17 protein-coding genes are annotated in these 19,405 nt (G+C 62.3%); 10 read left to right on the top strand and 7 right to left on the bottom strand.

The window, feature by feature from the left end:
* The first annotated feature begins 17 nt into the window (after positions 1–17).
* Positions 18–479, top strand: a complete 462-nt coding sequence (locus AM2010_RS04925; RefSeq protein ID WP_047806130.1) for an EF-hand domain-containing protein — start codon at positions 18–20, stop codon at positions 477–479.
* A 19-nt stretch (positions 480–498) separates the two neighbouring features.
* Here the strand turns inward: AM2010_RS04925 and trmFO are convergent, their stop codons facing one another.
* Positions 499–1,851, bottom strand: a complete 1,353-nt coding sequence (trmFO, locus tag AM2010_RS04920) for a methylenetetrahydrofolate--tRNA-(uracil(54)-C(5))-methyltransferase (FADH(2)-oxidizing) TrmFO (protein ID WP_047806129.1) — start codon at positions 1,849–1,851, stop codon at positions 499–501.
* A gap of 73 nt (positions 1,852–1,924) precedes the next feature.
* Here trmFO and AM2010_RS04915 point away from each other — a divergent pair, with 73 nt between their 5' ends.
* A complete protein-coding gene (locus AM2010_RS04915) occupies positions 1,925–2,566 on the top strand; it encodes a lysoplasmalogenase family protein (RefSeq protein ID WP_047806128.1) in 642 nt (213 codons plus the stop codon).
* A gap of 30 nt (positions 2,567–2,596) precedes the next feature.
* Here the strand turns inward: AM2010_RS04915 and gyrA are convergent, their stop codons facing one another.
* Complete coding sequence (gene gyrA / locus AM2010_RS04910; RefSeq protein ID WP_047806127.1) at positions 2,597–5,392, bottom strand: DNA gyrase subunit A; 2,796 nt, start codon at positions 5,390–5,392, stop codon at positions 2,597–2,599.
* A gap of 283 nt (positions 5,393–5,675) precedes the next feature.
* Here gyrA and AM2010_RS04905 point away from each other — a divergent pair, with 283 nt between their 5' ends.
* Positions 5,676–6,980, top strand: a complete 1,305-nt coding sequence (locus tag AM2010_RS04905) for a hypothetical protein (protein WP_047806126.1) — start codon at positions 5,676–5,678, stop codon at positions 6,978–6,980.
* A gap of 87 nt (positions 6,981–7,067) precedes the next feature.
* On the opposite strand, the gene AM2010_RS04900 is transcribed toward AM2010_RS04905, so the two are convergent.
* Together AM2010_RS04900 and AM2010_RS04895 are read right to left on the bottom strand one after the other, a co-directional pair.
* Complete coding sequence (locus AM2010_RS04900; protein WP_047806125.1) at positions 7,068–7,781, bottom strand: NYN domain-containing protein; 714 nt, start codon at positions 7,779–7,781, stop codon at positions 7,068–7,070.
* A 41-nt stretch (positions 7,782–7,822) separates the two neighbouring features.
* Complete coding sequence (locus AM2010_RS04895; RefSeq protein ID WP_047806124.1) at positions 7,823–8,461, bottom strand: carbonic anhydrase; 639 nt, start codon at positions 8,459–8,461, stop codon at positions 7,823–7,825.
* Positions 8,462–8,526: 65 nt separating this feature from the next.
* On the opposite strand from AM2010_RS04895, the gene lipA reads away from it, so the two are divergent.
* Positions 8,527–9,468: a lipoyl synthase gene (lipA, locus tag AM2010_RS04890; protein ID WP_047806123.1), complete on the top strand. Its 942-nt coding sequence runs from the start codon at positions 8,527–8,529 to the stop codon at positions 9,466–9,468.
* The gene (locus AM2010_RS04885; RefSeq protein WP_047806122.1) at positions 9,468–9,929 is read left to right on the top strand and encodes a type II toxin-antitoxin system RatA family toxin; all 462 of its coding nucleotides are present in this window, start codon (positions 9,468–9,470) and stop codon (positions 9,927–9,929) included. The genes lipA and AM2010_RS04885 overlap by 1 nt, the downstream gene beginning before the upstream one ends.
* Here the strand turns inward: AM2010_RS04885 and AM2010_RS04880 are convergent.
* Genes AM2010_RS04880 through AM2010_RS04870 form a run of 3 tightly spaced genes read right to left on the bottom strand, consistent with a single transcriptional unit; the run spans position 9,890 to position 12,077 of the window.
* Complete coding sequence (locus AM2010_RS04880; RefSeq protein ID WP_420834971.1) at positions 9,890–10,375, bottom strand: CinA family protein; 486 nt, start codon at positions 10,373–10,375, stop codon at positions 9,890–9,892. The two genes, AM2010_RS04885 and AM2010_RS04880, sit on opposite strands and share 40 nt — an antisense overlap.
* 17 nt (positions 10,376–10,392) lie before the next feature.
* Positions 10,393–10,905 (bottom strand): hypothetical protein, encoded by a 513-nt coding sequence (locus tag AM2010_RS04875; RefSeq protein WP_047806120.1) that lies wholly within the window; start codon positions 10,903–10,905, stop codon positions 10,393–10,395.
* A gap of 14 nt (positions 10,906–10,919) precedes the next feature.
* Positions 10,920–12,077, bottom strand: coding sequence for a bifunctional 2-C-methyl-D-erythritol 4-phosphate cytidylyltransferase/2-C-methyl-D-erythritol 2,4-cyclodiphosphate synthase (locus AM2010_RS04870; protein ID WP_047806119.1), 1,158 nt, complete (start codon positions 12,075–12,077; stop codon positions 10,920–10,922).
* Positions 12,078–12,153: 76 nt separating this feature from the next.
* On the opposite strand from AM2010_RS04870, the gene dusB reads away from it, so the two are divergent.
* From dusB to ntrX, 5 genes are all read left to right on the top strand, one after another.
* Positions 12,154–13,170, top strand: a complete 1,017-nt coding sequence (dusB, locus tag AM2010_RS04865) for a tRNA dihydrouridine synthase DusB (protein WP_047806118.1) — start codon at positions 12,154–12,156, stop codon at positions 13,168–13,170.
* Positions 13,167–14,243, top strand: a complete 1,077-nt coding sequence (locus AM2010_RS04860) for a two-component system sensor histidine kinase NtrB (protein WP_047806117.1) — start codon at positions 13,167–13,169, stop codon at positions 14,241–14,243. Before dusB ends, AM2010_RS04860 begins: the two co-directional genes overlap by 4 nt.
* Positions 14,240–15,649, top strand: coding sequence for a sigma-54-dependent Fis family transcriptional regulator (locus AM2010_RS04855; RefSeq protein ID WP_047806116.1), 1,410 nt, complete (start codon positions 14,240–14,242; stop codon positions 15,647–15,649). Before AM2010_RS04860 ends, AM2010_RS04855 begins: the two co-directional genes overlap by 4 nt.
* A gap of 78 nt (positions 15,650–15,727) precedes the next feature.
* Positions 15,728–17,941 (top strand): sensor histidine kinase, encoded by a 2,214-nt coding sequence (locus AM2010_RS04850; RefSeq protein ID WP_047806115.1) that lies wholly within the window; start codon positions 15,728–15,730, stop codon positions 17,939–17,941.
* Between the two features lie 22 nt (positions 17,942–17,963).
* Entirely contained in the window at positions 17,964–19,349 is a 1,386-nt protein-coding gene (ntrX, locus tag AM2010_RS04845; protein WP_047806114.1) for a nitrogen assimilation response regulator NtrX, read from the top strand.
* Positions 19,350–19,405: the final 56 nt, after the last annotated feature.

Below are 19,405 nucleotides of genomic sequence, written 5' to 3'. Positions count from 1 at the left end.
GGGGGAGGGGGAGTGCCATGAAACGGGTCATTCTTTCGGCAATTGCCACGCTGGCTCTTGTCGGCTTGGGGCTGTTCTGGTGGCAGGGCCGGGCGGAAGTGGAGAAGGGGGCACCGCCTCCACTGGTCGAAGAAGCACCGGAAGACGATCAGGATAGCCTGCCCGAAAGTGATCCGGGTGAGATGGTCGGCCCGGAGCCGCCCGAAGCGACCGAACTGACACGCGAACAACGCCGCTTCTTTCGATACGACCGCAACCGCGATCGCCGCATCACGCGCACCGAAATGCTCGCCTCTCGCACAGACGGTTTTCGCAAGCTGGACGTCGATGGCAACAACCTGCTGACGTTCGAGGAATGGGCCGTGACGACGGCGGACCGTTTCGAAGGTGCAGATGCCAATGGCGACGGCGAGCTCACCCCGGCAGAGTTCGCGACGACAGCTCCGAAAAGGCGGCGAAAACCGGCCTGCCGCTGCTGACGTATCCCCCGACCACGGATTATGCCGGGATGCCATCCAGTTCGGCCATCCAGGCGCCGAATTCGGTTTTGGCGCGTGTGGTGTAGGCTTCTTTCCGCGACTTCTTCTTCACGTCGCGCAGAGGCGGGAAGAGGCCGAAATTGACATTCATCGGTTGGAACGTTTCCGCCTCCGCATCCCCGGTAATGTGCGAGAGGAGGGCGCCCATCGCGGAACTGCGCGGCGGCGGGGACCAATTTCCACCGCCCAGTTCGGCGGCGGCCATCATGCCTGCCATCAGACCCACGGCCGAGCTTTCTACATACCCTTCACAGCCGGTGATCTGGCCCGCAAAGCGAACATGTTCGCCGCCTTTCAACCGCAACTGGCGGTCCAGAACGAGCGGCGAATTGAGGAAGGTGTTGCGGTGCAAGCCGCCCAGTCGCGCGAATTCCGCGTTCTCCAGCCCCGGGATCGTTCGAAACAGGGCAACCTGCGCACCATGCTTCAACTTGGTCTGGAAGCCGACCATGTTCCACAGCGTGCCAAGCTTGTTATCCTGTCGCAATTGAACGACGGCATGGGGCCAGCGTCCTTGCGGGAATTCGGGACAGGCGGTGCGCGGATCGTCCAGCCCCACGGGCTTCATGGGGCCGAAGCGCAAGGTGTCGACACCCCGGCTGGCCATGACCTCGATCGGCATGCAGCCTTCGAAATAGGGGGTATTGGCCTCCCATTCCTTGAACGTTGTCTTTTCGCCGTCGAGAAGCCCCTGATGGAAGGCAAGGTACTGATCCTTGTCCATCGGGCAATTGATGTAATCTTTCCCGTCGCCCTTGTTCCAGCGGCTCTGAAACCAGGCGATATCCATATCGATGCTGTCGCGATGGACGATCGGTGCAATCGCGTCGAAGAACGCGAGCCGATCCTGCCCCGTCGCCTGCACGATGCTGGCCGCAAGCGCTTCGGCCGTCAGTGGCCCAGTGGCAACGATCGTCGCGCCGCTGGCGGGAAGACTGTCGACCCGTTCGCGCACGATGGTGACATTAGGATGTTCCTGGAGCGCGCGCTCGACTTCCTCGGAAAATACGTCGCGGTCGACCGCCATCGCCGAACCCGCGGGTACTCGTGCTTTCTCTCCGGCACGCATGACAAGGGAATCGAGGCGGCGCATCTCGTGATGGAGGAGGCCGACGGCGTTGCGTTCGTCGTCGTCGGAACGGAAGCTGTTCGAACAGACCAGCTCTGCCAGACCGTCGGTCTGGTGTGCCGGAGTCGTGGCACCGGTTCCGCGCATTTCGGACAGGCGCACGCGATAGCCGCGCCGGGCGAGTTGCCAGGCTGCCTCGCTTCCCGCCAGGCCGCCGCCGATGATGTGTACGTCATGGGTCATAACCGGCAGTGACCTAGTGGTTGCGCCACCTCGGGTTCAAGTCCAAGAACGCGCTTTTCGGGGGAGGGGAACGATGTCGAGGCGCGCGCTGGTCGAGCACAGGCCCTGGCTGTTCGCCGCGATCGCAGCGGCGACGATCTACTATTTCGTTCGGGACTGGCAGATCGGCGAGTTGTGGCTGATCCTGCTCAAAGGCGCCGGCTGCATATTCCTGGCCGGTTATGCCCTCGCGCGCCACGACGGCCTGGATGCGCGGCTCCTGGCGCTCGTCATGGCCACGGCCGCACTTGGCGATATGCTGATCGAGCTGGATTTCACCTGGGGCGGGGCAGCCTTCTTCGCATCGCACCTCGCCGCCATGTCGCTCTATCTACGGAACCCTCGCCCGCAAGCGAAACCCAGCCAGAAAGCCCTGGCCGTGGCGCTGCTGTTCATCACCCCGCTCGTTTCCTGGCTGGTGTCGGGCAATTCAAGCATCGCCTTGTACGCCATCACGCTGGGCGGAATGGCGGCCTGCGCTTGGATGAGCCGATTTCCGCGCTATCGCGTGGGAGTGGGGGCGGTGCTGTTCATCGTGTCAGACTGGTTGATATTCGCCCGTTTCGGCCCCCTTGCGGAAAGTGACCTGCCGCAGATCCTGATCTGGCCGACCTACTTCGCCGGCCAGATCCTGATCGCGACTGGGGTAATCCAGACTTTGCGCACCAAAGGCTAAATCAGCGCAGAACTGCTACGAGCGGGCAAGTCATTCCGCACTGTCGGTGTCATCGCCCAGGTTGTCGTCGGAATGGATCGTCGTTTTCGGTGCTGTTTCGGCGCTGCCGCGTGCCGCCATCTCCTCGACCACCATCTCCTCCGCCTCATTCTCAGGCGCTTCTTCTTCGTCGAGGCGGACTGCGCTGACGATATGTTCGCCTTCGGCGACCTTGAACAGGCGTACGCCGGCCGACCCGCGGCCGATCACGCGCAAGCTGTCGAGCCCGATTCGGATCAACTTGGCCCGATTGGTCACCAGCATGAGTTGATCGCGCTGGGTCGCATTGAAACTGGCGACAACCGGGCCGTTGCGCTCCACATTGTCGATGTTGAGGATGCCCTGGCCGCCACGTCCGATCCGGCGATATTCGTAGGCGGACGAAAGCTTGCCATAACCGTTGGCGCAGACGGTCAGGATAAACTGTTCCTTCTCGCTCAGTTCGTCGAAGCGTTCCGCAGGAAGCTCGCACTCGCCTTCGCGTTCGCCCTTCCAAGGGGCAAAGCGCAAGTACCGTTCGCGTTCTTCGGCATCGGTTCCGACCTGATGCAGGATGGAAAGCGATACGACTTCGTCATCGCCCTTCAGGTTCATACCGCGAACGCCGGTGGAGGTGCGGCTGGTGAATTCACGCACGTCTTCGCCGGCGAAACGGATTGCCTTGCCGTTGCGGCTGGCGAGCAGGACATCGTCGGTCGAATCGAGCAGTGCCACGCCAATCAGGTGATCGTCGCTCCCTTCCTCGAACTTCATCGCGAACTTGCCGTTCGAGGGGATATTGGTGAAGGCGTCCATCGAATTGCGGCGGACGCTGCCCTTCGCGGTCGCGAACACGACCGACAACGCACCCCAACTGTCTTCATCTTCGGGCAGAGGCAGCACGGTCTGGATCGTTTCGCCATCGTCGAGCGACGGCAGAAGATTGACGATCGGGCGACCGCGCGTGGCCGGTCCGCCTTCCGGCAGTTTCCAGACCTTGAGGCGATAGACTTTGCCAGCGGTCGAGAAGAAGAGCACCGGATTGTGGGTAGAGGTGACGAACATGTCCATCACCGCATCCTGCTCTTTCGTGGCCATTCCCGCGCGACCCTTGCCGCCGCGGGCCTGGGCGCGGAACGTCGATAGCGGGGTGCGCTTGATGTATCCGTCCAGGGTAACCGTCACGACCATGTCGTCGCGCTCGATCAGGTCTTCGTCTTCGATGCCGTCCCATGCGGGCGCGATCTCGGATAGTCGAGGCGTGGCATAGAGGTCGCGGATTTCCTGCAGTTCGTCGCGCATGACGCCGTAGAGCTTCCGCCGGTCGGCAAGGATCGAAAGATACTCCTCGATCGCGATCGACAGTTCCTTCAACTCGGCGCCGATCTCGTCGCGGCCTAGAGCGGTCAGGCGATGCAGCCGCAGGTCCAGAATGGCCTTCACCTGCCGCTCCGAGAGGCGATAGGTCCCGCCCTGTTGTTCGGCATCGGGTTCGATCGCTTCAACCAGGCGAATATACTGGGCAATGTCGCCAATGGGCCACTCGCGAACGAGCAGCTTCTCGCGCGCCTGAGCGGGATTGGAGGACCCACGAATGATCGCCACGACTTCGTCGAGATTCGACACCGCGACCACCAAGCCAAGCAGGATGTGGGCCCGTTCGCGAGCCTTGTTCAGCTCGAACTTGGTTCTGCGCGTGATGACCTGTTCGCGGAAGACGACGAAGGCCTGAATGATGTCGCGCAGGTTCAGAACTTCGGGGCGCCCGCCACGGATCGCGAGCATGTTTGCCGGGAAGCTCGCCTGGGCAGGGGTGTGCCGCCAGATCTGGTTCAGCACGACTTCGGCAGTGGCGTCGCGTTTAAGGTCGACGACGACGCGCACGCCCTCACGGCTCGATTCGTCGCGGATGTCGGCAATGCCTTCGATCCGCTTTTCCTTGGCAGCGTCCGCAATCTTTTCGACCAGGCCCGACTTGCCAACCTGATAGGGGATCGAGGTGAGCACGATCGACTGGCGGTCGCCTCGTGTCGTCTCGATCTCGTGGCGGCAGCGCATCAGGATCGACCCACGCCCCGTGGTATAGGCTGCCTTCGCGCCCGACTGCCCTAGGATCAGGGGCGCAGTCGGAAAGTCGGGGCCCGGAATGATCTCGATCAGCTCTTCGGTCGTGATACGGGGATCGTCGATATAGGCGAGGCAGCCGTCGATAACTTCGCCGAGATTGTGCGGCGGAATATTGGTCGCCATCCCGACCGCGATGCCGCCGGCCCCATTGACCAGCAGATTGGGGAAACGCGCCGGCAGGACGGTCGGTTCGCTGCGTGACCCATCATAGTTTTCGGCAAAATCGACCGTATCCTTGTCGAGATCGTCGAGCAGGCTGTTCGCAACCTTGGCCAGCCGCGCCTCGGTATATCGCATCGAGGCGGGCGGGTCGGGGTCCATCGAACCGAAGTTGCCCTGGCCATCGATCAGCGGCACGCGCATCGACCAGCTCTGCGTCATCCGGGCGAGAGCGTCGTAGATCGCACTGTCGCCGTGCGGGTGATAGTTACCCATCACGTCACCGACAATCTTCGCGCTCTTGCGATAGGCGCGACCGGCGACGAAGCCGCCTTCCTGGCTGGCGAACAGGATGCGCCGGTGAACCGGCTTGAGCCCGTCGCGCACATCGGGGAGTGCGCGGCTGACGATCACGCTCATCGCGTAATCGAGGTAGCTCGTCTTCATCTCGTCGACGATGTCGACGCGGTCGAAGTCTCCGGCAGGTGCCAGCGGTGCAAGGGTATCGGTATCGTCGCTCAACGGACTTCTTTTCGTTTCGTTCTACGGTTGGGAACTTGGACTGCGCAGCCTAGGCCAGTCGGCCCCGCTGCACCACCTGAATAGCGCTCAGATGGGTGTTTTGGCGGTGTTTTTCCACATTTGCGCGCTGCATCCCGAACCGCCGGGAAGTATCCCATTCAAAGCGGGTTCAGAACGTTCCCCCTAGAAGGAATTGCAATGGCCGCTTTGAGGCGGCACTAGCGCGCATGTCACGCGTTTCCTTAGCCTGATTGGCAGAATTATCGAAGTGGGAGATACCCAGATGCAGTTTTCCGTCCTCAACCCCAAGGCCCGCCGTCCGCGTACCGGTACGCACTTTGCCCTGGCGCTCGCGCTCGTCGCGGGCGGTGTACTCGGCATTCCCGCGCTGGAAGCCCCGGCGGCCGCCCAGAAGAAGGACGAGCAGGCGAAGCCGAATTATACCAAAGGCTTCATCGCGGCCTATCAGCCGCTCGCCAAGCGGCTCGAAGCGCAGGAAGACCCTGCGACGCTGAAGGCAGAAATCCCGGCGCTCACCGCCGCGGTCGAATCCGAGGACGACAAGTTCGTGGCCGGGCAGGCGATGTATACGATCGGCGTGCGCGCCGAAGATGGCCCCCTGCAACGCCGCGGCCTGGATATGATGCTGGAAAGCGGCAAGGTTGCCCCTGAAAACTATGCTCTCAGCCTGTTCGCTTCGGGGCAACTTGCCTACCAGGCCGAGGATTACGCCCAGGCCCGCGAACGGTTCGAACAGGCCGCGGCTGCCGGCTACGATGACGCAAACCTGCAAGGACTGATGGCCGAATCCTATTTCGCGGAAGATAACTTCGCGGCCGGTCTCGCCAGCCTGCAGCAAGCGATTGCAGCGCGCGAGAATGCCGGTCAGCCGGTCGAGGAAAACTGGATCAAGCGCGGCTTCGCCATCGCTTATAACAATCAGCTCGCCGAACAGGCTACGGATTTCAGCAAGCTCTACATCGCGCACTATCCGTCGGCCAACGTATGGGGCGACGCGATCGCGGTGCAACGCAGTTTCTACGAGTATGACGATCAGTCGCTGCTCGACCTGATGCGTTTGGCTGATCGCACCGACAGCCTGCGGTCCGAACGGGACTATGTCGATTATATTTCAGCGGCCGATGCACGGCGCCTGCCGGCCGAAGTCGGGCGGATCGTCGCTGCCGGCCTGGCCGCCAACATGCTGAACCCGGGCGACGTGCTGGTGACGGAAGCGAAGGCGACTGCAGCGGCTCAGACTGGGCCGGCGCGGGCAGACGTGGCTCAGCTTGAAAAGGATGCACGCGGTTCCGGCGCGACCGCTCTCGATGCATCCGCTGCGGGCGACATGTATCTGAATTTCGATGATACGGCCAAGGCCATCGAAATGTACGAACTTGCCTTGTCGCGCTCCGGCGTGGATCGGGGCAGGGTTCTGACCCGCCTCGGCATTGCCCAAGTGGATCAGGGCCAGTTCGCCGACGCAAAGGCGAACTTCGATCGGGTTGAAGGGCCCCGCGCGGCGATTGCCGACTTATGGGCGCTTTATGCGGAAGCGCAGCTTTCCGGTAGCGCATCGGCGCAATAAGCACGCTTTAGAGCGGGCTGGATACAAGAAGGCGCGGGCTTCGGTCCGCGCCTTTTCTGTTCGTCCTGTCTGCCGCCTGGACCGGCGCTAGCGCAGCCGTTTGATCCAGACCTGGTCGCCTTCGCGCCGCTCCATCGAGAAGTTCGGGATCGCCTCGACCAGGTCGATCAATCTGGCATAGCCGTAATTGCGGGTGTCGAAACTCGACCGGTTACCCGCGCGTTGACCGACTTCGGACAGTTTTGCGAAGCCTTTTTCATCCCGCTTGCTGGCATTGTAAGCTTCGAACAGGAGATGGAGCATCTCGTCGTCGAGCTTGCTACCTTTCGCGCCGTTCGCGCGTTCTTCCTTCTCCGCCCGGATCAACGCTTCGACATCGATGAAGCGCGTGCATGCCTGGCGAAACCCTTCGGGCGTTTTGGCGCTTCCGAAACCGTAAACCGGATAACCGTCCTGCCGAATACGCATGGCCAGCGGCATGAAATCGCTATCGCTGGACATCACCCCGAAGCCGTGAACGCGCCCGCGATACATCAGGTCCATCGCATCGATGGTCATCTTCATATCGGTGGCGTTCTTGCCGCGAGTCAGGTCGAACTGCTGCTGGGGTTCGATACCGTACCGGTGGACCAGATCCGCCCAGCTCTTGAGCGCGGGCTTGCGCCAGTTGCCGTAAGCCCTGCGGATATTGACCTGGCCCAGTTCCGCCAGAACCGTCAGTACAGGATCGATCCCTGCCGGACTGGCGTTATCCGAATCGATCAGAAGGGCGATGTTGCGGTGCTGTAGCTCGTCGGACATGGGCGCCTAGATGGCTGGCGACGTGGCATCGCGCAAGCGCTTTACGCGACCGGGCAAAACTCTCCGTCCTTCTGGTCGAGCACATGGAGAACGCCGTCGGAAATCGCGAAGAACGCGCCGTGCAGCGCCAGCTCTCCGCTAGCCTCCTTCTCCTGGACGCACGGAAACGTACGCAGGTTGTCCAGGCTGACCTTTACCGCTGCCTGCTCCATCGCGCGTTCGGCTTCGCGGCTTTCCGTGCCCAGGTTTGCTGCGATCGGCGCTCGCACTTCGTCCAGCATCGAGATCCAGTTAGCCACGAATCCCCCCTGGCCTGGCTCGTTGCCATGAAGGTCCTGCGTCAGTGCGGCCTTGCACCCTCCGCAAAGGCCGTGGCCCATGACGACCACTTCCCGCACTTTCAAAAACTGCACCGCAAATTCGAGAGCGGCGGAAACGCCATGATGGCCCGGCGTCGTTTCGAACGGGGGAACCATCGCGGCAACATTGCGCACGACGAATATCTCGCCCGGATCGGCATCGAAAATCTGGGTCGGATCGACCCGGCTGTCCGAACAGGCAATGATCATGACCTGCGGCGATTGGCCCGTGGCCAGTTCGCTCCAACGTTCGCGCTGCGTCAGCCACGCTCCCTTGCGGAAACCGCGATACCCTTCGATCAGATCGTCAAAGCTCTTCATGCGTCCCCAATGCCGCGAAGGGAAAGGGCTGGCAAGACGGCATATCGACGACTAGATGAAGGCGCATGAACGACCTTTCCGCTGCCCCCGCGCCAGAATCCCCTCGCCCCGAACGCCAGCGCAAGCCGGACTGGATTCGGGTCAAGGCCCCGGTGAGCAAGGGCTATCACGAAACGCGCCAGTTGATGCGTGACCTCAATCTCAACACGGTGTGCGAGGAAGCGGCCTGCCCGAATATCGGGGAATGCTGGACGAAGAAGCACGCGACCGTGATGATCCTGGGCGACGTGTGCACCCGCGCGTGCGCGTTCTGCAATGTGAAGACCGGCATGCCCCGTCTGGTGGACCCGATGGAACCCGAGAACGTGGCCATCGCTGCAGGGAAGATGGGGCTGAATCATATCGTCATCACCAGCGTCGATCGCGACGATCTGCCCGATGGCGGGGCAGGGCAGTTCGTGAAGGTTATCAATGCACTGCGCCGCGAGACGCCCGATACCACGATCGAAATTCTCACCCCCGATTTCCGCAACAAGATGCGCCCGGCGATCGAGGCGATCTGCGAAGCGGGCCCGGACGTGTTCAATCACAACCTCGAAACCGTGCCGCGCCTCTATCCCACCATTCGCCCCGGTGCGCGCTATTACGCGTCGTTGCGTTTGCTGGAGGAAGTGAAGGCGCACGACCCGCTGATTTTCACCAAGTCGGGCATCATGCTGGGGCTGGGTGAACAGCGGTTGGAAGTTCATCAGGTGATGGACGACATGCGCAGCGCGGATGTCGATTTCATCACGATGGGTCAGTATCTTCAGCCGACGCCGAAACATGCCAAGGTTGAAGATTTCGTAACGCCGAAGGCCTTTGCCGCATTCGGTTCGATTGCCCGTGCCAAGGGCTTCCTTCAGGTCGCCGCCAGCCCGCTGACCCGTTCCAGCTATCATGCCGGGGACGACTTTGCCCAGATGAAGGCCGCGCGCGAAGCAAGGTTGGCCAAGCAGAAGGCCTGATGCCCGGGATTCGCGAAAGCCGTACCGTCCCCTATAGCGCGGAACAGATGTTCGACCTCGTGGCCGACGTCGCGCGTTACAAGGAGTTTCTGCCGTGGGTCATCGCGACCCGCGTGCGGTCGAACAATGAAGAAGAGATGGTTGCCGACATGGTGGTCGGCTTCAAGAGCTTCCGCGAAAGCTTCACCTCGCGAGTAACCAAGCGGCGCCCCGACATGATCGACGTGGTCTATGTCGACGGGCCGCTACGTGATCTGGACAACGAATGGCATTTCACCGACCTGCCCGAAGGTGGCAGCCGGATTGATTTTTCGGTGCAGTTCGCCTTCAAAAATCGCGTTTTCGAAGCGCTCGCCGGCCAATACTTCGACCGGGCGTTTCGCAAGATGGTGAATGCCTTTGAAGAACGCGCCCGCGATCTTTACGGCAGCAGCAGCTCCAGCGCGCAAAGCGTCGCCTGACGGCGGATTTCCGCGCGGCCAACGCTGCCGAAATTGCGCAGCTCACCTTCCGGATCACCGGCTTGCCCGCGAGTGACCCGGGCGAAAACGACCGTTCCGACCGGCTTCAGCTCCGTGCCTCCATCGGGTCCGGCAACGCCGCTGATCGCCACGGCGACGTCTGCCTGGCTGCGCTCAAGCGCTCCTTGGGCCATGGCCCAGACGCAGGCGATGGAAACGGCGCCGAATGTCTCGATGATCTCGCTGGAAACCCCGAGCAGCTCCATCTTGGCTTCGTTCGAATACGTCACGAACCCGCGATCGAGTACGCGCGAAGAGCCGGGAATTTCGGTCAGTGCGGCGGAGACAAGGCCGCCAGTGCAGCTTTCCGCCAGCGCGACCTGGCGATCGCCGCGCGCGTTCGCCTCCACGACGCGGCGTGCCAGCGCCTCGATATCGTCGCTCATCAGAGCGCCCGACATCGCTAGTTACCGCCCAGCGTCTGTGCGGCACCGGCGTCGTCTTTCCCGGTCAGTTCCATGATGAAGCCGATCAGACCGGCGATGTTATCTGCGGGCAAGGGATCGAGAAGTTCCAGACCCCGCTCAACGTCCGCGCAATTGTCGGGTTTGATCTCGGTTGCCGCTATCTGTTCCAGCAGGGCATAAACGAAGGGCTTGAGCGCATCGTCCGGCATTTCGCTCAGCATTTCGTGCTCGACGCCATGCTCACCGCCTAGCGTGAACAGAACCGATTTCGCTGCGGGCCAGTGAGCGTCGGCCCCGTCGCTGAATTTTTCCGTCAATCGATCAGCGTTCACGGCCGTGTAGCCGTTTGCATCGAGCTGGCTGGCGCAAGTCGTCCGATAGCCTGTGAAGAGGGCGGGCAGTCCAAAACGAACAGCGCTTTCATACTGGGCGGGCGCGGGCGGGGATGACGTTTCGGCGTGAATGATCTGGGGGTACAGCGCGAGTGGCAGTCCGACAGTAGCGATCATGGATTTCCTGAAATTCACAGCCGATCCTTTCCAATCAACGTCGCAACTGCCTGTGCAGCAATACCTTCTCCACGACCAGTCGGGCCAAGGCCTTCGGTGGTCGTTGCCTTCACGCTAACCCGGTCGGGCTCCACCGCCAAGAGGCCGGCGATACGCGCGCGCATGGCTTCACGATGCGGGCCGATCTTCGGCGCTTCGCAGATTACAGTCAGATCGACATTGCCAATCGTGTAGCCGGCCGCCGAAACCAGCGCCACGGCATGTTCCACGAAGCGAGAGGAGGGCGCGCCTTTCCACTTGCTGTCGGAAGGCGGGAAGTGCGTGCCGATATCGCCCGCACCGATTGCACCCAGCAGTGCATCGACCAGCGCATGCAGGACGACATCGGCATCGCTGTGCCCCGACAGGCCCCGATCGTGCGGGATGCGGAGTCCGCCCAGCCACAACTCTTCATCCTGGACCAGACGGTGGACATCGAAGCCCTGGCCTGTCCGGATGTAGGGCCGTTCGTTCATGAAATCCTCCGCCACGGTGAGCTTCTTCAGCGCTTCATCGCCGTCGACCAGCGCCACATCGCCGCCGTCGGCCCGCAGGACCTGGGCGTCGTCCCCCGCGTTGGGCTCACCCGACCAGTTACGATGAGCGGCGAGTATCGGACCAAATCGGAACGCCTGGGGCGTCTGGACGCGGCGCAAGGCCCCGCGATCTGCAGTGCCGGTCATGAACCCGTCACTGGCGATGGCAAGGCTGTCTATGACGGGTAGCACGGGTATCGCCCCGGGCTGGGTCTGCAATGCAGCCAGCAGCCGGTCGATCACCGCCAAAGGAAGCATCGGCCGCGCAGCATCGTGGATCAGAACAGACGATGGCGCCGCCGCGTCGAGATGTTCGAGTGCGTTGGCGACCGATTGCTGGCGTGTCTCACCTCCGACAACCAGTTCGTATCCGGCGAGACCCGTCAGCGCGTCGCGAGCCTGCTCCTCCGCATCCCGCGCGATCACCACTGCCATAGGTGCTGCGCCTGCCTGCATCAGGGTTTCGACCGAGTGACGGATCACTGGCTTGCCACGCCAGATTGCGAATTGCTTCGGCACGGACTGGCCGGAACGCTGCCCTTTGCCAGCGGCGACCACGATTGCGGCGAAGGGGGGCAGGGGAGTATTGAACGCCATGGAACCCGGCGCGCTAGCGCCTTGCACCACGACGGGCAATCCACTATGCGCTGCCCAAATTTTAGGCACTTCTGCAATGACTACACTTCCCCATCCCCCGGCGCTGCGGCCGATTCAGGTCGGTTCGGTGACGATCGATTGCCCGGTCGTTCTCGCGCCGATGACGGGGGTGACCGATATGCCGTTCCGCACGCTGGTGCGGCGTTATGGCTCAGGTCTCAACGTAACCGAAATGATCGCCAGCCAGGCCGCTATTCGCGAAACCCGGCAGTCCATTCAGAAAGCCGCCTGGGACCCGGCGGAAGAACCGGTGTCGATGCAACTGGTCGGCTGTGACCCGGAATCGATGGGCGAGGCGGCGAAGCTGAACCAGGATCGCGGTGCCGAAATCATCGATATCAACTTCGGCTGCCCTGTGCGCAAGGTGACCAATGGCATGGCCGGGTCTGCCCTTATGCGAGAGGTTCCGCTGGCAACGCGGCTGATGGAATCGACGGTCAAGGCCGTGTCCGTCCCTGTTACGGTGAAAATGCGGATGGGCTGGGATCATGCGAGCCTGAACGCGCCCGAGCTTGCCCGGATCGCTGAGGATCTGGGCGTCAAGATGATCACCGTTCACGGTCGCACCCGCAATCAGATGTACAAGGGCGCGGCCGACTGGTCTTTCATCCGCAAGGTGAAGGAAGCCGTGTCCATCCCGGTCATCGTCAATGGCGATATCTGCGGGATCGAGGACGCCGCCTGCGCATTGGAACAATCCGGCGCTGACGGTGTGATGATCGGGCGCGGCGCGTACGGCAAGCCCTGGCTGCTGGGCCAGGTCATGCACTGGTGGCGCACCGGCGAGATGCTGGCGAGCCCGAGCTTCGACGAACAGTACGCGGTGCTGGTCGAGCATTATCGGGCGATGCTGGATCATTATGGCAGGGATGTGGGCACCAAGATCGCGCGCAAGCACCTGGGCTGGTACACCAAGGGGATGCACGGTTCGGCCGAGTTCAGGAACCGGGCGAACTTCATCGACGATCCCGATCAGGTTCTGGGAGAGATTGAGCGGTTTTACGAACCGTTCCTTCACCGCCGCGCAGCATGAACGGCACGAGCGGGCGGCCCGACGCCGCGGCCCAGATCTCCGGCCTGATCTTCGCGATCCTGCTGCTTGATCCCGAACTCATCGTGCGCGAGGCAAATCCTGCCGCCGAAGACCTGCTGCATCGCAGCGCTCGTCGACTGGTAGGCGAATCGCTTCTCGACGTGATTGCCCTTGAGGATGAACGGGTTGCACTGCGTCTGGCCGATCCCGATGCGCGGCTGACGGTGCGCGGCATGGCGATGCGATGCGGCGAACGGGTTGCCCAGGTGAACATGACAGTGTCGCCGCTGGCGTCCCATCCTGGCTGGCGTGTGATGACACTTTCGGAAGTCGGGCAAGGCGAGATGGGGGACGAAGGACGAACGGAAACGACCCTGCGCGCACCCGCCATCCTTGCCCATGAAATCAAGAACCCGCTTGCCGCGATCCGGGGTGCGGGACAGCTTGTCGCGCGCAAGCTCGATGAACGTGACCGGCCACTGGCGACGATGATATCGGTCGAAGTCGATCGTATCGCTCGTCTGGTCGACCGGATGCAGCGCCTCGGCAGCGAACGTGCCGATCCGGTCGCGCCGACCAACCTGCACGAGGCGGTCCGTAGTGCCATCGCAACGGTGCGCGCCGCTGGAACGCAGAAGGTCGAAATGGTCGAGGAGTTCGACCCCTCGCTCCCCCCCGTCCTGGCCAGTCGCGATGCGCTGGAGCAGGTGCTGATCAATCTGATTTCGAATGCTCGCGATGCCTGTGCCAGTGGAGAGGCGCCGAAGATCGTCATTCGAACGCGCTTCGTTAGCGGGCTCGTTTCGAACCTGAAACTCGGCCGGGCGATTCGGTTGCCGGTGGAAGTTTCAGTCAGCGACAATGGTCCCGGGATCGAACCGTCCCTGCGCGATCACGTGTTCGAACCCTTCGTAACCTCCAAATCAAGCGGGCAGGGCCTCGGCCTGGCGCTCGTCCGCAAGCTCATTCGCGACATGAACGGACGTATCGGCCATCAGCGCGACGAACGAGAGGGGCTGACCCACTTTCGCATTCACCTGCCTCTGGCGCGTGACGAAGGAGAACAGGCATGAGCGGCACCGTGCTGCTGGTTGAAGACGACGCGTCGATCGCCACGGTTATTCGATCGGCACTGGAGGATGACGGCTTCACCGTCGATCGTTGCGACAGCATAGAAGCCCGCGACAGGCTGCTTGCCGCAGGCAAGTACGATGTGATGCTGACCGACGTCATGCTGACCGACGGCGACGGGATCGCCACAATCGACAGCGTGCGGACGGCGTGCCCGGACATGCCGCTGATCGTTTTGTCGGCGCAAAACACCCTCGACACGGCTGTTCGTGCGAGCGACACCGGTGCGTTCGAGTACTTCCCCAAGCCGTTCGATCTCGACGATCTGGTGCGCGCCGTCAGCCAGGCCGTCGGGTCGGGCGACAAGCGTGGGGAGGAGGGGCAGGCAGGGGACGGCTTGCCCCTGGTCGGTCGCAGTCAGGCGATGCAGGCCGTCTATCGCATGATCACCCGCGTCCTGCGCAACGATCTGACCGTACTCGTCCTCGGCGAATCCGGCACCGGCAAGGAACTGGTGGCAGAGGCAATTCACCAGCTCGGCCATCGCAAGTCGGGTCCGTTCGTCGCAGTCAATGCCGCTGCCATTCCAGCGGACCTGATCGAGAGCGAACTGTTCGGCCACGAGAAGGGCGCGTTTACCGGCGCAATCGCGCAAGCGATCGGCAAGTTCGAGCAGGCGAATGGCGGGACCTTGTTTCTGGATGAAATCGGCGACATGCCGATCGAAGCCCAAACCCGGCTTCTGCGGGCCCTGCAGTCAGGCCGCATCCGGCGGGTTGGCGGCCGACAGGAAATTGCCGTCGACGTAAGGATCATCGCGGCCACCAATCGCGATCTTAAGCCGATGATTGCGGCGGGCCACTTTCGGGAAGACTTGTTCTACCGCCTCAATGTCGTGCCGATCCTGCTGCCGCCGCTGCGTGACCGGGTCGAGGATATCGAGGCGCTGACCAAGCATTTTCTGGGGCTGGCCGCACGCGAAGGGCTGCCGGAACGCCGGATCGATCGAGCGGCTTTGACGCTCCTGGAACAGCAGGCATGGCGCGGCAACGTGCGCGAATTGCAGAATGCGGTGTATCGTCTCGCTCTCATGGCGCGTGACGACGTAATCGATGCGCTGGCCGTCGAAACGATATTGGGCGATACCTCGCATCCCGATGGCGTGGGGCAGGGCGATGGTTTGCGATCGGCGCTGGCCGCGTGGCTGGCCGAGCACGCGCCGGCTCAAGGCACAGTGTACCATCGCGCCATCGCCGCGTTCGAACGTCCCCTGTTCGAACATGCGCTGAGGCAGACCGGCGGGAACCAGTTGCGGGCTGCCAGGCTCCTTGGCATCAACCGCAATACTTTGCGCAAGAAGCTCAGCGAATTGCAGCTCAACGTCGACAATTTCTCGAGCGGCGATTAGCAGTCCGTCTGGTGAATTCCTCTTTTGAACGGATTTGGCCTTGCATATCCGCAACAGTGCAGTTGTAAGCCTGCAACTGTGGCGGAATCGACACTCCCTCTGACAAGGCGCAATCCGCGCTGGTGGCGTCGTTTCGTCGTTGCATCGCGGCGCGCGAACTTCTTCCTGTTGCTGGAGATCGTTTCGGCGCTGGCGCTGGCGACAATGATCCTGACGACCTGGCTCACGTTCGACAGCGCGCCGGCAGATGGGCAACTGGTGCCGGCGGGACAGGTCGCAAGCCTGCTGATCGGGACGCTCCTGCCCGCCATGGCGCTGGTGGTGCTGTTCGGTCGCCGTCTGGCGCTTCGCCGGGCGGCGGGCAGCACCGCGCGGCTGCATGTGCGCCTGGTTTTCTTCTTTTCGCTGGTTGCCGCCGTTCCCACGCTGCTCGTCGCGGCTTTTGCGGCAGTGCTTTTTCAGTCCGGCGTGGATTTCTGGTTTTCCGACGATTCGCGCGGATTGATGCGCAATGCGAACGAGTTTGCACGTGGTTACTACGAAGAAAACCAGCTGGAGGTGGCCAACCATACGATCGCGATGGCCGGCGACCTGCGTTACTATTTCGAGCGGGGCACGCTGACAGACGGCGGTTTCGAAGACTATTACCGTTATCAGGCCGAAGGTCGGAACATCAACGAATCCGCCATCCTGCAACGCGTGGCGGATGGCAGCCTGCGAACCGCTGCAATGTTCGGCCTGTTGGCGGATAACGATCCAACCCGGTTCGATCCTTCGGTCTTCGACCGGGTCGGAACCGACGAACCCGTCGTGGTCCAGGGCGAAGCCGAACGGATCGAGGCGATCGCTGCCATCGATCGGGACAGCGGGATATTTCTCTACAACGCCCGGAATTCCAAGGCTTTCGCATTCGACCTGTGGGATCGCGCCAATTCGATCTCCACAAATTATGAGGCGCTGACCCAGCGGGGCAGGGCGCTGCAATTGCGGTTCAACCTTGCGCTGTTCTTCGTATCGCTGGGATTGCTCGCGCTCGCCGTGTGGTTTGCTCTCCGGTTTGCAGATCGACAGGTTGAGCCCCTCACCGATTTAGTCGGCGCGGCGCGGCAAGTCGGGGCGGGCAACTTCGCCCTGCGTGTGGAAGGCCGCACCGGGCCGGACGAGATCGGCTTGCTGAACCGTGCGTTCAACCGAATGACCGCCCAGATCGAAAAGCAGACTGACGCGCTGGTCAACGCCAATCGGCAGCTCGAAAACCGCCGCGCCTTCATGGCGACGGTTCTGGAATCGGTCACAGCGGGTGTCATCTCGGTCGATCAGGATCGTCAGGTCCTGTTGATGAATGGGTCGGCGCAGGCTCTTCTTCTCGATGAAGGCTCGCCGCCCCCGGTCGGGCTCACGCTGGATGAGCTAACACCCCCGATTGCAGCGTTGCTCAACGGCGGGATCGATCGTGGCATCGTCAATCAGACGGTCGCCGGCGAATTGCTGACGCTGGCGGTGAAAATTGCCGATTTCTCCGAAGGGAAAGTGATCACCTTCGAAGACATTACGCGCCAGTTGCTGGACCAGAGGCAGGCGGCCTGGTCGGATGTCGCACGCCGTATCGCGCATGAAATCAAGAACCCTTTGACGCCGATCCAGTTGGCAACGGAACGGCTCAAGCGCCGGTACCGCTCGCAGATCGAAAGCGACGGGGATCTGTTCGACGAACTGACCAGCACGATCGTGCGGCAGGTCGGGGATCTGCGGAAGATGGTCGATGAATTCTCGTCGTTCGCGCGTTTGCCGAAACCGGTTTTCCGGCAGGAAGACGCCCTCGACCTCGTCCGTCAGGCTCTCTTCCTCCAGGAAGTGGCCCATCCGGAGATCGATTTCCGTTTCGAATTCGAAGGCACGGGCCCCGTGACGGTGGCCTGCGATCGCCATCAGGTCGGGCAGGCGATGACCAATGTGCTCAAGAACGCAGTCGAGGCAGTCGAAGCCCGCCGACGCACTGCGGAACCTGATTATCGAGGGCGGATCGGCGTGACCATCGTTCCGGGTGAAGAGGATATCACCGTAGCGGTAGACGATAACGGGGTGGGTCTGCCGCAGGACCGGGACCGGATCGTGGAACCCTATGTGACGACGCGCGAGAAGGGGACGGGGCTCGGCCTCGCCATCGTCAACAAGATTGTCGAGGAACACGGGGGGGAAATGGCTTTCGCAACCGCAGCGGGTGGGGGGACACGGGTCACCCTGCGCTTTGCGCGCAACCCGGCGCCGCAGGGTAGCGAAGGCGCCGAATGAGACTTTGTAAGGAGTACTGTCGATGACCCTCGAAATTCTCGTTGTGGATGACGAGCGCGACATTCGCGAACTCGTGTCCGGCGTGCTCAGCGACGAGGGATACGAATGTCGCACGGCGGGCGACAGCGCCGCTGCGCTGACAGCAATCGACGAGCGTCGGCCCAGTCTGGTGTTGCTCGACGTCTGGCTTCACGGCAGCCCGATGGATGGGCTCGAAGTGCTCGACGAGATCAAGAAGCGCGAACCCGAACTGCCGGTGATCATATTCTCTGGCCACGGCAATATCGATACCGCCGTTTCCGCCGTCAGCCGGGGGGCGGTGGATTTCATCGAGAAGCCGTTCGAAGCGGAAAAACTGCTCCATCTTGTCGCACGCGCGACCGAAACCGAGCGGTTGCGCCGGGAAAACACCAGGCTGCGGCAGGGATTCAGCGTTGGCGAGGAATTCACCGGTAACTCGTCGGTGATCAACCAGGTGCGCGCCACGCTGAAGCGTGTGGCCGGCACCGGGAGCCGCGTGCTTATCAGCGGCCCGGCAGGGGCGGGCAAGGAAGTGGCCGCCCGGCTCCTGCATGCTTGGAGCGGCCGGTCCGAAGGCGGATTCGTGATCGTCAATTCCGCCCGCATCACGCCGGAACGCTTCGAACACGAGCTGTTCGGGGAAGAAGCGGATGGCAAGCTGGTCAGGCCTGGCCTGCTCGAAATGGCGGACGGCGGCACGCTATATCTCGATGAAGTGGCCGACATGCCGCTTTCCACTCAGGCGCGAATACTTCGCGTTCTGACAGAGCAAAGCTTCGTTCGAGTGGGCGGTAACCGTCAGATCGGTGTCGATGTACGGGTCGTCTCGTCCACCTCGCGCGATCTGGCGCAGGAGATTGAAGACAAGCGGTTTCGGGAAGACCTGTTCTACCGGCTGAACGTGGTGCCGGTCGCGATCCCTTCGTTGTCCGAGCGTCGCGATGATATTCCTGCGCTTACGCAGCACTTCTTTACGCGATACGCTGCGGAGCAGGGCATCCCGGCACCCGACATTTCGGAAGAGGCGATGGCTGCGCTTCAGGCCTATGACTGGCCCGGCAACGTGCGCCAGCTGCGAAATGTTGTGGAGCGAACCGTTATTCTGTCCCCGCGCGACGATCTGCAGATGGTCGAAGCGGAAATGCTGCCCAGCGAGGTGATGGGGGGCAAGCTCGGCGCAACGAACGGCCTTTCTACCCTGATGGGCGTGCCGCTGCGGGAGGCGCGGGAAAGCTTCGAGCGGGAGTATCTGAGCATTCAGATACGCCGCTTCTCCGGCAATATCTCGAAAACGGCGAGCTTCATCGGGATGGAACGTTCGGCCCTGCATCGCAAGCTGAAGCTCCTCGGCATGGGCGAACGCGGTCCGTCCGAGCGCAAGGACTGAGTTCCAGCGACGAAATTGCGTTGCTCGCGGGCACCAAGCGAGGCATAATCGGTTGA

The organism is Pelagerythrobacter marensis, from assembly GCF_001028625.1.
Taxonomy (GTDB): Bacteria; Pseudomonadota; Alphaproteobacteria; order Sphingomonadales; family Sphingomonadaceae; genus Pelagerythrobacter; species Pelagerythrobacter marensis.
This window is presented reverse-complemented; position numbering and strand designations above follow the sequence as displayed.

Coding starts and splice junctions, on each gene's coding strand:
- AM2010_RS04925 (WP_047806130.1), top strand. CDS start 18: ATGAAACGGGTCATTCTTTCGGCAATTGCCACGCTGGCTCTTGTCGGC.
- trmFO (WP_047806129.1), bottom strand. CDS start 1,851: ATGACCCATGACGTACACATCATCGGCGGCGGCCTGGCGGGAAGCGAG.
- AM2010_RS04915 (WP_047806128.1), top strand. CDS start 1,925: ATGTCGAGGCGCGCGCTGGTCGAGCACAGGCCCTGGCTGTTCGCCGCG.
- AM2010_RS04905 (WP_047806126.1), top strand. CDS start 5,676: ATGCAGTTTTCCGTCCTCAACCCCAAGGCCCGCCGTCCGCGTACCGGT.
- AM2010_RS04900 (WP_047806125.1), bottom strand. CDS start 7,781: ATGTCCGACGAGCTACAGCACCGCAACATCGCCCTTCTGATCGATTCG.
- AM2010_RS04895 (WP_047806124.1), bottom strand. CDS start 8,461: ATGAAGAGCTTTGACGATCTGATCGAAGGGTATCGCGGTTTCCGCAAG.
- lipA (WP_047806123.1), top strand. CDS start 8,527: ATGAACGACCTTTCCGCTGCCCCCGCGCCAGAATCCCCTCGCCCCGAA.
- AM2010_RS04885 (WP_047806122.1), top strand. CDS start 9,468: ATGCCCGGGATTCGCGAAAGCCGTACCGTCCCCTATAGCGCGGAACAG.
- AM2010_RS04880 (WP_420834971.1), bottom strand. CDS start 10,375: ATGAGCGACGATATCGAGGCGCTGGCACGCCGCGTCGTGGAGGCGAAC.
- AM2010_RS04875 (WP_047806120.1), bottom strand. CDS start 10,905: ATGATCGCTACTGTCGGACTGCCACTCGCGCTGTACCCCCAGATCATT.
- AM2010_RS04870 (WP_047806119.1), bottom strand. CDS start 12,077: ATGGCGTTCAATACTCCCCTGCCCCCCTTCGCCGCAATCGTGGTCGCC.
- dusB (WP_047806118.1), top strand. CDS start 12,154: ATGACTACACTTCCCCATCCCCCGGCGCTGCGGCCGATTCAGGTCGGT.
- AM2010_RS04860 (WP_047806117.1), top strand. CDS start 13,167: ATGAACGGCACGAGCGGGCGGCCCGACGCCGCGGCCCAGATCTCCGGC.
- AM2010_RS04855 (WP_047806116.1), top strand. CDS start 14,240: ATGAGCGGCACCGTGCTGCTGGTTGAAGACGACGCGTCGATCGCCACG.
- ntrX (WP_047806114.1), top strand. CDS start 17,964: ATGACCCTCGAAATTCTCGTTGTGGATGACGAGCGCGACATTCGCGAA.